At 41.9% G+C, this 12,404-nt stretch carries 14 protein-coding genes; 8 read left to right on the top strand and 6 right to left on the bottom strand.

Going from position 1 to position 12,404, the window contains the following annotated elements; genetic code table 11:
* The first annotated feature begins 47 nt into the window (after positions 1-47).
* Entirely contained in the window at positions 48-485 is a 438-nt protein-coding gene (locus AC20OE_RS15310; RefSeq protein WP_107164025.1) for an Rrf2 family transcriptional regulator, read from the top strand.
* Between the two features lie 64 nt (positions 486-549).
* The gene (locus tag AC20OE_RS15305; RefSeq protein WP_487268959.1) at positions 550-1,461 is read left to right on the top strand and encodes an NAD(P)/FAD-dependent oxidoreductase; all 912 of its coding nucleotides are present in this window, start codon (positions 550-552) and stop codon (positions 1,459-1,461) included.
* 10 nt (positions 1,462-1,471) lie between these two features.
* On the opposite strand, the gene AC20OE_RS15300 is transcribed toward AC20OE_RS15305, so the two are convergent.
* On the bottom strand, positions 1,472-1,672 hold the full coding sequence (locus tag AC20OE_RS15300; protein WP_064497696.1) for a hypothetical protein: 201 nt from the start codon (positions 1,670-1,672) through the stop codon (positions 1,472-1,474).
* Positions 1,673-1,785: 113 nt separating this feature from the next.
* Here AC20OE_RS15300 and AC20OE_RS15295 point away from each other — a divergent pair, with 113 nt between their 5' ends.
* On the top strand, positions 1,786-2,433 hold the full coding sequence (locus AC20OE_RS15295) for a DUF3885 domain-containing protein (RefSeq protein WP_487268958.1): 648 nt from the start codon (positions 1,786-1,788) through the stop codon (positions 2,431-2,433).
* Between the two features lie 32 nt (positions 2,434-2,465).
* On the opposite strand, the gene AC20OE_RS15290 is transcribed toward AC20OE_RS15295, so the two are convergent.
* Positions 2,466-3,794 (bottom strand): 6-phospho-beta-glucosidase, encoded by a 1,329-nt coding sequence (locus AC20OE_RS15290; RefSeq protein WP_059376681.1) that lies wholly within the window; start codon positions 3,792-3,794, stop codon positions 2,466-2,468.
* A gap of 197 nt (positions 3,795-3,991) precedes the next feature.
* Here AC20OE_RS15290 and AC20OE_RS15285 point away from each other — a divergent pair, with 197 nt between their 5' ends.
* Positions 3,992-4,723: a MurR/RpiR family transcriptional regulator gene (locus tag AC20OE_RS15285; protein ID WP_059376678.1), complete on the top strand. Its 732-nt coding sequence runs from the start codon at positions 3,992-3,994 to the stop codon at positions 4,721-4,723.
* Positions 4,724-4,740: 17 nt separating this feature from the next.
* On the opposite strand, the gene AC20OE_RS15280 is transcribed toward AC20OE_RS15285, so the two are convergent.
* Positions 4,741-5,940, bottom strand: a complete 1,200-nt coding sequence (locus AC20OE_RS15280) for an MFS transporter (protein ID WP_059376676.1) — start codon at positions 5,938-5,940, stop codon at positions 4,741-4,743.
* Positions 5,941-6,085: 145 nt separating this feature from the next.
* Here AC20OE_RS15280 and AC20OE_RS15275 point away from each other — a divergent pair, with 145 nt between their 5' ends.
* A complete protein-coding gene (locus AC20OE_RS15275) occupies positions 6,086-6,565 on the top strand; it encodes an aminoacyl-tRNA deacylase (RefSeq protein ID WP_039177033.1) in 480 nt (159 codons plus the stop codon).
* A gap of 32 nt (positions 6,566-6,597) precedes the next feature.
* Here AC20OE_RS15275 and AC20OE_RS15270 read toward each other — a convergent pair whose 3' ends face one another.
* Positions 6,598-7,506, bottom strand: a complete 909-nt coding sequence (locus AC20OE_RS15270; RefSeq protein WP_059376673.1) for a LysR family transcriptional regulator — start codon at positions 7,504-7,506, stop codon at positions 6,598-6,600.
* A gap of 103 nt (positions 7,507-7,609) precedes the next feature.
* On the opposite strand from AC20OE_RS15270, the gene AC20OE_RS15265 reads away from it, so the two are divergent.
* Entirely contained in the window at positions 7,610-8,812 is a 1,203-nt protein-coding gene (locus AC20OE_RS15265; protein ID WP_099663013.1) for an MFS transporter, read from the top strand.
* A gap of 64 nt (positions 8,813-8,876) precedes the next feature.
* Here AC20OE_RS15265 and AC20OE_RS15260 read toward each other — a convergent pair whose 3' ends face one another.
* Both AC20OE_RS15260 and AC20OE_RS15255 read right to left on the bottom strand, forming a co-directional pair.
* Positions 8,877-9,956 carry a DUF3900 domain-containing protein gene (locus tag AC20OE_RS15260; protein WP_039177040.1) on the bottom strand — a complete coding sequence of 360 codons (1,080 nt, stop codon included), beginning with the start codon at positions 9,954-9,956 and terminating at the stop codon, positions 8,877-8,879.
* 200 nt (positions 9,957-10,156) lie between these two features.
* Positions 10,157-10,306, bottom strand: a complete 150-nt coding sequence (locus tag AC20OE_RS15255) for a DUF1540 domain-containing protein (RefSeq protein WP_072367870.1) — start codon at positions 10,304-10,306, stop codon at positions 10,157-10,159.
* A 355-nt stretch (positions 10,307-10,661) separates the two neighbouring features.
* Between AC20OE_RS15255 and rfbF the strand changes: the two genes are divergently transcribed.
* Both rfbF and AC20OE_RS15245 read left to right on the top strand, forming a co-directional pair.
* Positions 10,662-11,426 (top strand): glucose-1-phosphate cytidylyltransferase, encoded by a 765-nt coding sequence (rfbF, locus tag AC20OE_RS15250; RefSeq protein WP_039177042.1) that lies wholly within the window; start codon positions 10,662-10,664, stop codon positions 11,424-11,426.
* A 4-nt stretch (positions 11,427-11,430) separates the two neighbouring features.
* Positions 11,431-12,402, top strand: coding sequence for a GDP-mannose 4,6-dehydratase (locus tag AC20OE_RS15245; RefSeq protein ID WP_039177044.1), 972 nt, complete (start codon positions 11,431-11,433; stop codon positions 12,400-12,402).
* Positions 12,403-12,404: the final 2 nt, after the last annotated feature.

Genomic DNA, 12,404 nt, shown 5'->3' with positions numbered 1-12,404 from the left:
CAATTATAGATATAAAAGGTCTATAATAGATAGAAAGGAGCTTCCTCATGAAATATTCTAAAGCGACCAACTATGCGCTGCATACGATGGTGTTTTTAACTCTTGCGCCAAAGGGTAAAGCGATTGGCGTTGAGCCACTTGCTAAGATGCAAGATCTTTCACCAACCTATTTATCCAAAATTTTAACAAAGCTTGTGAAGGCGGGATTGATTGAATCAACACCTGGTGCAAAGGGGGGATACACCCTTATCAAACGCAAGGAAGACATTTCGTTTTTAGATGTCATTCAGGCTGTAGAAGGACAAACGAATTTATTTCGCTGCTCTTTAGAGCATGACTCCTTCATGCCCCATGATGGCTGTTTGATTGAACAAGTCATGCAGGATGTGGAAACGAAAATGCAGGAGACGTTAAGTCAAAAACGGTTAATTGATATTGCGAACCAAATTGAGCAGACAGAAAAAAATCCATTTTTCAAGATGTGATTTTTTTGAACTAATTATAGATATTAAGAGTCTTTAAAGTCTTGAATAAAAAGGAGAGATTGATATGTTATTAGATTGCGCCATTATCGGAGGCGGGCCAGCCGGATTAAATGCAGCACTTGTTGTGGGTAGGGGCAGAAAGCAGGTCATTGTATTTGATGACGAGCTGCCGAGAAATCGAGTGACTCAGGAATCACATGGATTTATTACAAACGATGGAATGACACCGTTTGAGATTAGACAAGCCGGAGAGGCAGATCTTCAAAAATACCCTAATATCCAAATCAAACGAAGTAGAATTAATGATATACAAAGGCGAGAGGAATTCTTTACGTTACTGACACACAAAGGGGATACATTCGAAGCGAAAAAAATCATCTTGGCAACTGGACTTCAGGATATATTGCCAGAGATCGAAGGAATTCATGATGTGTATGGAAAAACGTTGTTTAGCTGCCCTTTCTGTGATGGATGGGAATTAAAGGACAAAGCGCTTGCCCTTATTGCGGAGAATCAGCGAGCCTTGCATATGGCTAAGCTTCTATCCAATTGGACAAAGGATTTAATCGTGTTTACGAATGGGCACGTGTTGGCTGAAGAGGACAAGTCACTTCTGACGGCGCATTCTATTCAAGTCATTGATGTGCCTATTGTATCGATTGATCATGACAATGGTGAGCTGCGCTCTCTCCAGCTTGCAAATGGGGAGACAGTGAAAAGGGAAGGCGGTTTTGTCGCAAGTGAATTCAAGCAGTCAGCGCCATTTGCTGAAAAGCTTGGCTGTCAAATGACGAAAAATACGGGTATTGAAACAGATATCCTTGGACGTACAACCGTCAGTGGTGTCTTTGCATGTGGTGATAATCTAGGCGGTCCTGCTCAGTTAGTTCTCGCAGCAGCAGCTGGAAGCCAGGCAGGAATGGGTGTCATTCATGAACTTGTGCAAGAAGAGTTTCAAGAAAAAACATCTCTATGAAAAGAGATGTTCAGCGATGAGCGGTTTTCTGTTTTGCTAAGACGTGAGCTGTCCATTCAAAAAGTGCGTAGATGACAAAGAAGATCAGGATCCAGCTGCTGGCATCGACCCATACATTGGTGATATGAATGATGTTCGCCTGATCAAGTCCAGTCTGTATCCACATAGTGATCAATGCGGTGAGGAACACCTGTAAAAACCATTTTTTCAATTGGTCACACCTCCATCTCTTTCTATCATATAAGAAATGATAGTTAATTTCCAATTGTTTTCCTGTATGTTTCAACGGTAAAATAAGAAATAAAATCAATGGAAGGACATGACATGAGCGATCAAACAAATAGCTTTTTAAAAAGTCATTTTCCTGATCTTGTCCTCACCCCGCCTCTTTTTTATGGGTGGCCTTTTAGTCTTCGCTTTGAAGTGGCAGATTGGTCATTAGGAAAAGAATCGATTGTATTAGAAAAAGCGGGAGATCGTGCATTTGAGATTGTAAAATATGCTTTTGATCCAGAAGACGAAATGCTGCTTGTAACGGATGTGTATACAGAACATGAACATGAATTAACGAAGCGTAAGCTCTTGGTATATCAAAAATATGTGCATCGGCAAGTAAGGAAGCGGTTGCGTCACGAGCTTTTGATTTATGTACGTCCAGAAATAGAAGGTTCACTGACATTAGAGAGATTTACACTCAAATGCCAGCTGCAAGACATTCGATTGCGTCCGCTTCTCCATGCGATCTGCCAGGAGGACTTTTATACGCCGAATCAAATCTTGAAGGGAAAGCTTGGTTATGAAATTTACCTAATGAATGTCTCGAAAAAAATGATTTTTCACTTATATGATGATCGAGGCTGTGATCTCATTGCAGCAGAGCCAGAGCGTTTAAGACCAGTCTATGAAGGATTACAGCACTGGCTATTAGACTATGATCGTTCTAAGATGGACCGGCTGTTTGCAGCCAAATAAAAAACCGCACTTTTGACAAGTGCGGCTTCTTTTTATGCCTCTACTTTATTGAAAAACTGTGGCAAATATTCTTTGTGTGCTTCTAGCATTTCATCTAGGATGCTTTTTGCAACAGCATCTGATGGGACAAGCGGGTTGATGGTCATTGCGACAAGGGCTGTGTTGTAATCGCCTGTCACAGCTGCTTCAGCAGCTACACGTTCAAAGGATTTAATTTGAGAAATGAGTCCTTTGACAGCGACCGGCATTTCACCAACAGCGATTGGTTTAGGACCGTCTTTTGTGATAACGCAGTTGAGTTCAACGGCAGAATCATTTGGAATGTCACTGATGGCGCCATTGTTAATCGTGTTGACAGGCTGAATGTCATGCTTGTCGTTATAAATGGATGCAATTAAGTTACAAGCTGCATCACTGTAGTAGGCACCGCCTCGTTTTTCAAGCTGTGGCGGCTTGATGTCTAGATCAGGGTCTTTGTAAAGCTCGAACAGATCATTTTCTAATGCGCGAACGACTTCTGCACGAGTTCCTTCGTTTGCTGCTGCTTTCTTTTCCTCAGCCAGCATATCACTTGTTTTGTAGTAGTAGCGGTGATATGGACAAGGAATAACGCCAAGCCCTTTTAAGAAATCAGCATCCCACGGAATCGCTTGAATGTTGTTCATCGACATGCTGGAGTTTGGATCCGCCATGTCTTCGATCACTTGATCCATGATGCTTTTGCCGTCTAAGAATACATTGAGTCCAAAGACCATATGGTTTAATCCAGCAAAGCTGACTTCGACTCTGCTTGCGTCGACATTAAGCCCTTTGGCGATTCCCATGCGAATGCCGATTGGCACGTTGCATAAGCCAACGACTTTTCGATGGTTTGAATAACGAAGTACGGCTTCAGTGACCATACCAGCTGGATTTGTGAAATTCACAAGCCATGCATTCGGGCAAAGCTCTTCAATATCTTTGACAATATCAAGAATGACAGGAATGGTGCGAAGTCCTTTGAATAGACCCCCTGGACCATTTGTTTCTTGACCAATGACATCATATTTTAAAGGAATGCGTTCATCCTTCATACGTGCTTCAAGAAGTCCGACACGGAATTGTGTTGTAACAAAATCAGCATCTACAAGCGCTTTTCTACGATCTAATGTTAAATGAACCTCGATTGGAAGTCCTGCTTTTTTGACCATGCGTTTTGCAAGATTTCCTACGATCTCAAGCTTTTCTTTTCCCGCTTCAATATCAACGAGCCAAAGCTCGCTAATCGGAAATTCATCGTATCGTTTAATGAATCCTTCTACAAGCTCTGGTGTATAGCTTGATCCTCCGCCAATTGTGACAACCTTTAATCCTTTTGCCATGCTCTGCACCTCCGAATAATGTAACGCGCAATGTTATAATAGAGAAAAGTCTTTTTTATTTTGTACATCTATAGCTTATCGTGAGAGCATCTCATGCGTAAATGACTTCAGCGTCTTTAGGCAAGGGTGCCCTATTTAGAGATTTGTTACATAAAAGAAACACCTTGTGACATGTTGTTGGAGAAAGGGGAAGTCAGATGTTTTCAAGTGAGGTCATTTCCAGCTTTAATGAACTAGAAAGCGCTTTATATCGATATATCATGGAAAACAGTGAAAAGGTCGTATACATGAGAATTCGAGACCTTGCAGATGCTGCACATATTTCCACCTCGTCTGTCCTTCGTTTTTGCCGAAAAGTAAATTGTGAAGGCTTTTCAGAGTTTAAAGTGAAGCTCAAAATGTATTTAGAATCAGAGCAGACACCTTCTTTAAAAAGCACACAGCACTTTCTATATGAATTTATTGAACGAACATTAAAGGGAGACTTTGAGGGGAAAATTAAGGAGGCAGCGAAACTCATTGCTGAGGCAAAAAATGTGCTGTTTATCGGGACTGGCAGTTCTGGCATTTTGGCGCAGTATGGGGCGAGGTACTTTTCAAGTCTTGAGAAATTTTCCTTTTACATCAATGATCCATTTTTCCCGATGAATATGCAGTATTTAGACAATAGTGTCACCATTGTGCTGTCTGTATCAGGGGAGAACAGTATTACGATCGATCATATTTCAAAGTTAAAAAGGGAAGGCAGCACAATCATTAGTATTACGAATAACCAGCACTGCACGATTTCGCGCATTTCAGATTTAAATATTGCCTACTACGTCACAGATGAGCGGGTCCACAGAGCCAATATCACCACACAGACGCCAGTTGTGTATATTTTAGAAGCAATGGCCCGTGACATGTTCACGATGTTAAAAGAAAAGTAAAAGAGCCGCTGCATGAATCAGCTGCTCTCTTTTTTCTGCTTCATAAAAGAAAGGATGGCAATACCAGAACAGACGAGCACAAACAGACCGCCTAGCAAATACACAGACCTCGCCCCATATGCATCCGCAATCAATCCAACAAAGAAAATAGATAAACCGACAGATACAGAAGAAAGGACGTAATGAGCCGAGTACACCTTTGATAAATCTTGGACAGGTGTTTCCGTTTGAAGAATGGTTTGCTGCGAAACATCACGAATTTGATAAGCAGGCCCCATCAAAATACAAAGCAGCAAAGCAAGCCATGGCAGGCTGTTCAGTGAATAGACAATAGTCAGCACTGCATAAATGAATGACCCAGCTGCCATAAAGAGAAGAAGCTGTTTTTGAATAAATTGACTCATCCATGCAGCTAAGAGACCGCCTAGAATGGTGCCGATATAATAAGCGGCATTGATAAAGCCCCACCATTCCTCACCTTGCTTTAAATCTTGTGTGACAAAGGCAAGCGTAATTGCCCCGATCCACACAGCACCCGCAATATTTTCACAAACATCCATAAACGTCAGGGTGCGCACCGTTTTATTTGTCCAAATGATCGTCCAGCCATCTTTAAAGCTGTTCGTCTTATTTGCTTTTCGAACCGTCTCTTCTTGCTTGAGAAGAGGAAAGACAGGGATGAAAAATAGGTAAGACAACACAATCATGACACAAGTGATCCACATTAAATAAAATGGCCCGATCCATAGGACCAGCATTCCAGTGAACGAATAGCCGGCGATTTGAACCATTTGATGAAAAATGGACGCTGTACTGTTTGCTTTCACAAGCTGATTTGCTGGCACAAGCATCGGCATGATCGCCTGCATTAAAGGACTGATGAACCCGCCTGTGAGGGAAATCAAAATGAGTGCACTAAACAGCCAGACCATATGCTGCTGAAAGAAATGAAATTGGGCTGTAAACACGATGAGCATCCCAAGACGTAAAAGCGGGACCCATTTCAATAGGCGGCCAGCTTGAAAGTAATCAGTTAAAACAGGAGAGAAGAGCCCAGCCAATAGCTGGCATATCGTTCTGATCAGCGGAAAGACAGCCGCATAGGCAACAGATTGTGTATCTTGATAAATGACAAACGTGATCGTCATGACAAATAAAATATCACTTAGCATGAGAAGGCTTTTACTGCTTGTATAACACCAAAACTTGTTTCCCATATTAAACCGGCTCCTTTTCAAAAACAAGTTTAGTATAGCATGGTGATGAAGGGTTCAGAGGCTGTCCATTGAAAAATACATCTTATGGATGAGAAGATTGTGATAAGCTAAATGAAGGACATTGTAAGGAAAGGGGTTCAATCACTTGAGAAAATTACCAGCACATGATTTTTTGGACAAACATGGCATCCCATATGAGATCAAAACATTTTCTGCCGAAACAGAAAAAGGAGCAGCAAATGTAGCGGCAGCCCTTGGTTTTCGTGAAAGACAAATGATCAAAACATTGATCTTTGAAACAGGAGAAGGGGAGCAGCTGCTTGTGATGGTTGGCGCTGACCAGCATATTAAGTCAGGGAAACTAAAGAAAGCGGCCGGCTCCCGTAATATTAAAATGGCTTCACCGGAGAAGGTTCTTGAAGTGACGGGCTATCGAATTGGTTCGATTCCGCCGTTTTGCTGGCAGCCAGAAGGATTCCGCACGATCATTGAAGCTTCATTATTAGAGGAAGAGATATTAGGGGTTGGAGCAGGAGAATGGGGAAATGAAATCCTCATCACACCAGAACAATTAGTGAAAGCCTCAAAAGCTGTACCATTTGACATCGTGCAGCCAGCCGAATAAAAAAAGTGCCTGTTTTTGGAGCAGGCACTTTTTTAATTGGCAGCAGGCGTAGTGAATGGACCGATACCTTTCATTTGTAGGAAGGCATCCACGGTTCTATTTTCTTCAAGATCATTCGCCCGTTTGCACACAACAACTGGTCTGACAATTTCAATGTCTTCAATGTACACGCGCCCAATTTCTTTCCGCTTGAGACTACCTTGAACCGCATCACGGGGAACAAGTGTGATACCATATCCAGCTTTGATCATTTGTATCGCTTCATGAACACCGCTGAACTGCAAGTCTACGGTAGGTTTTTTGATGCCTTTCGAGGTAAAAAGAGAAAAAAGTTTATCTCTTGTGGAACTGCCTTCTTCACGCATCAAAAAAGGCTCCTGGCTCAGGCGCTCTAGCGGGACGGTTTTTCCGTTCAATGGATGGTCTGCCGGGACAATAAAATCATAGCTTAAATTCGTTAAATGAGAGGTGAGAATCTCTTCATGGTGCAAATCCTCGATCACAGCGATGGCCACATCTGATTCATATTGAAGCAGGCTTTCTAAAACCTGAGCGGAGTTTCCACTTTTTAATTCAATTTCCGTTTCAGATGAAGATGTTTTAAAAGCAGCGAGCCAATCAGGCAGTAAAAAGTTGAGTGGTACATAGGTAGAAGCGATGCGGAGCCGCCCCTTTTTTCCGTTTTGTAAAAGTGCAATCTGATATTCTACTTCCTTTTCAGCCTCGAACACTTGCCGGGCATAAGGGTATAGAATTTTCCCCATTTCCGTAAGTGTAATCCCTCTGCCATTTCGTTTAAAAAGACGGAACCCGATCTCACTTTCAATGCTTCTAAGCTGAGCCGTCACAGCTGGCTGTGTCAAAGATAGCACGTCTGCTGTTTGTGTAACACTTTTTGTCTCTGCGACTTTTGCAAAAATTCGAAGAGCATGTAAATTCAACTTTGCACCACCTATCAATTATTTTGATGGTTCAATCAAAAACATTCATTAGATTTATTATAAGGCATCCCTTATTGTAAAGATAGCGAAGGGGGAAGGGAAAATGGATCATCGTCAAAAGCAAGTGGTGTCAATATCGCTTATCACAGCATTTGCACTGATTGGGGATTCAATGCTTTATATTGTTCTTCCGATCTATTGGAAAGAGATTGGTTTATCATCTATTTGGGAGGTTGGGCTGCTGCTGTCCATCAACCGATTCATCCGCATCCCGCTAACGCCTGCCGTTTGGTGGCTCTATCGGTTTGTCCCAATGAAAACAGGTGTATTGATCGCTATATTGATTGCATCAGTAACCACGATGCTATATGGTGTGAGCGGTTTTTGGCTGCTGCTGATTTGCCGCTGCGCTTGGGGGCTGGCATGGACGTTATTGCGTATGAGTGGAATGAGGTTAATTGCTGAGATGGACGAAGGCTCACAGGGGCATTATACGGGCATTTATAATGGGCTTTACCGGCTGGGCAGTTTATTTGGCATGTTATTTGGCGGAATATTTGCCAGCCTGATCGGCTTCCAGTCCATGACGCTTGTTTTTGGTTTACTCACATTACTAGGGGTCATTTTTTATGTCTCTTTGGATGAGATTGAAAAGGGAGAAGAGGGGCAGGTGTATCAAGTCATCAAACAGCGGTGGCTTGCACGAGATGTTGTAAAAGTATTAATGACAGGTATGCTGATCGCACTTGTGATACAAGGGTTATTCGCATCAACACTCAGTCATGTCATTGAAGCAAGGATCGGTGATGGTGAATTTGCTCTGTTCGGCTTTGTCATTGGAGCTTCGGCTTTAAGTGGCATCATTCAAGCGCTCAGATGGGGGTGGGAACCATTTGTAGCACCGAAAACGGGCAGATGGTTTGATGGCCTTGTGATGAAGGAACGAACGCTTTGCTGGATGTTTCTTTCATTTGGAGGTCTCAGTTTTCTGGCGGTCATGCTGAAGGTCAGCGGCTGGTTTCTTGTGATGCTGCTTTTGATCCAGCTGCTGTCAACAGTCTTAACGACATTAACGGATACGCTTGCCTTTCAAAAAGCCTCTGCTCAAACCGATAAAAACCGCTTCCTCGCAAGCTATTCCTTTGTTCAAGATATGGGAGCAGCTTTAGGACCCTTGTTCGGATATACGATGATTCAGTTTTTTGGATCAAGCAGCGTCTTTTGGCTGATGCTCATCATAAGCTTATTGCTTGTCAGCATGTGGGCAAGAGGCAGGGAGCTGCATGTTTCTTCTGATCCAGCATAATAAATTCAGGTCTTATACAAAAAAACTGCCTCTTGCGCTGAATGCAAGAGGCAGTCATGGTTTCTTATTCTACATCTGAATCATAGGCTTTTTGCGTCAGCTGGCTGACCACCTCTTTTAACCCATTTGGTTTATGAAACTCAACAGGTGTGCTTCCTTTTTCGAAGACGATTTGATCTGCTTCAACGAGCACGACATATCGATTGTTGAGCTTTGCAATATGGATCGAGTGGCCAAAGTCTGCAAGAAGACCTTTGATTTCCGTCTCGCCTAGACGCATTTTCATTGTGATATCAGGAGTTTGTTCAACAATATGGGAGGCTGCTTGTGTGACCTGCTCTGTATCGAGTGTTTCTCTAATTTCTCGTTTTTCACTCGCTTCCCATATTTCAAGATCCTCTTCAAACTGCTTTAATTCTTCACTTTCATCCTGTAATGTTTCAAAAACCTGTTCCTGTACCATATTCATGACCTGTGATTTCATGATTTCAGGCATGGATTCACCGTATTCGACGAACTTCAAAAAGTCCTCAAAATAACGAGCGTGTGAGGATTGGTGAATTTTCACTTCAGCTTCTTCAGTCATGCCCTCTTCTGGCATAAACGGGTATTGAATTGATTTCATGTTTTTTGTTGTAATGGCCATTTCGACTTTTCTGATCAAGGTAGATGTATCAGCGATAGAAGCCACTTTCTGCTCGAAATCGCATTTCATAATAAAGACAAAGGAATCGTCGAAATACTTTTTAGGAACGGCAGAAGCCACTAAAAAAACGCCGCCTCTGACAGCACTTGTATCTAAATATGTGCGAACAAACTGTTCACTGCATTCATTAAACAATTCTTTTGTATCTGCAAATCTCGTTTGATGAAATAGGTTGTAGTTTGGGTTTGAATCGAGCTCATGACCGGGTTCTACAATAAATCGGCCAATTTTGGTCGGTACTTGTTCAGATTTAGGGTGTCTGTCCACTTTTCGTTTGACGATTTTTTTCAGTTCACCGTCTAAAAAGTCCTTCAGCTCACTTTGTTCAAATTCCTCTTGATCTAGTGTTTGATAATGTTTAAATCGTTTATTTGCTTGTTCATCTTTGCCTTCAATTTCTACGACAAAGAATGATAGAAAACGTATCGTAAAATCCATTGATTGGTCACCACTTTTTCTTCTTCGGATATGTTGAGTATAGAAAAAGGAGTGAAAATCGTCAACGAATGGAGAAATATCGTGTCATTATTTCCCGAGAAATGTTTATTGAAAAACACTTGATAATAATTATCATTCTTGATAGAATGATAAAAGAAAAGAAGGAACCTGCCAGTTCCTTCATCTCAGAGAAAAATAGATTATTTTGTTTCAAATGTTTCGCAATCAGTTTCAGTATTGCGAGTCACTTCAGTCATCGTGTTTTTACCAATTTTAATGGTAGAAGCGGTACAGCTGTTTTCAGCCCAGAAACGGCAAGAGTTCACTTCACAAAGAACGTTTTGTGCCATGGGAATTCACCTCCGTGATTCATATTGAGAATGAAGCAAGCTGCCACTTGTATTCATTCAATCTAGTAGTCTCTTTATAGAAAGAGGCTGTTTGTGCTGGTTATGCACATGTTTATCATACCATCTACCCTGAAAATATACAATTTAAACTTTGAAAGAGCGAGAATATGAATCTCGCTCTTTTTTTATTTGTAAAAATAGTTAAATGCTAGGTGGCACACTCTCTCATTTCGACATATGAATAGAGTAGATTCAAAACCTGATGTCGGACAAAGTATGAGGGTACATGTACTGATTTTCCGCATAAAGATAGGGTTTTTAATCAAAAATCTTCATAGAGAGATGAGGGGAGAAGATGAAAGCAGTCATTCTCTGCGGAGGAAAGGGAACGAGAATGAGTGAGGTCACACAAGCGCTTCCTAAACCACTTGCTATGATCGGAGATCGGCCTATTCTATGGCATATTATGAAAATCTATCAGTATTACGGTGTAGACGAATTTATCCTATTGCTTGGTTATAAAGGAGAGAAGATCAAAGAGTACTTTCTGAACTACGACTGGCAGCACCACAGCATGCAGCTCGATATGGCGACAGGAGAAATGAAGCTATTAGGGAAATCGGAGAACTGGAAAATCACCTTTTTAGATACAGGTGAAGATACGATGACAGGCGGACGTTTAAAGCAGGCACAGGATTACATCGGTGATGAGACCTTTATGATGACGTATGGTGATGGACTGGCCAATATCAATATGTTTCATTTGCTGAAACGTCATCAGGATCTTGGTGCAGCTGCTACTGTCACAGGCATTGAAAAGAAGTCCCAGTACGGGACACTGAAGGTGTATAACGGGATGGCACAATCCTTCTCTGAGAAGACAGACAGTATCGGGATGATCAATGGAGGATTTTTTGTGTTGTCTCCAAAGGTATTTGATTATTTGACAGACGATGACCAATGCGTGTTTGAAGCGGAGCCTCTTCAAAACCTAGCGGATGATGGAGAGCTTGCCGTTTATGAGCATCACGGATTTTGGACAGCAATTGATACGTATAAAAACCTGAAGGAAATCAACGACATGTGGACAGATGGAAAACAACCATGGAAGGTTTGGTGACAGCATGAGCGGATTTTGGAATGGAAAGAACGTATTTGTAACTGGATGTACAGGGCTGTTAGGGAGCTATCTCGTCAAGGAATTGATTGATCAAGGGGCAAACGTGACTGGACTTGTGCGTGATCAGGTGCCTCGATCGAATTTATATCAAGGCAGTCAATTTGAAAAAATGAATGTGGTGCAAGGCGCATTAGAGGATATGCAAACGATTGAACGTGCGTTAGGAGAATATGAAATTGACACCGTCTTCCATTTGGCTGCCCAAGCCATTGTGGGGGTCGCAAATAGACATCCTGTTTCTACATTTGAAGCGAATATTTTAGGGACATGGAATGTGCTGGAGGCTTGCAGAAGACAGCCGCTGATCAAACGAGTGATCGTGGCATCAAGTGACAAAGCATACGGTGATCAAGAGCAGCTTCCATATGATGAAGACATGCCATTAAACGGGAAACATCCGTATGATGTCTCGAAGAGCTGTGCAGATCTTATTTCTCATACGTACTACAACACATATGGTCTTCCGGTTTGTATTACACGCTGCGGTAATTTATACGGAGGCGGAGATTTGAATTTCAACAGAATCATTCCGCAAACCATTCAGCTTGTGTTAGAAGGAAAGGCGCCGGAAATTAGAAGTGACGGGACATTTATTCGTGATTACTTCTACATTGAAGATGCAGTGAAGGCATATTTGCTACTAGCTGAGAAGATGGAGGAAAAAGGGCTGGCGGGAGAAGCTTTTAACTTTAGTAACGAAATTCAGCTGACAGTGCTTGACCTTGTGGATAAGATTTTAAAGGCAATGGGAAGTGAGCTGAAGCCTCGTATTTTGAACCAAGGAACACATGAGATTAAGCATCAATATTTGTCGGCAGAGAAAGCGAGAAAGCTGCTTGATTGGAAGCCTGACTACTCCATTGATGAAGGTTTAGAGAAGACGATTGAATGGTACCGCGAATTCTTTCAAAAATAGAG

The sequence above is a fragment of the Bacillus sp. SRI_025 genome (genome assembly GCF_057592095.1).
The sequence above is the reverse complement of the archived record's forward strand: the minus strand, read 5'-3'. Positions and strand labels throughout refer to the sequence as shown.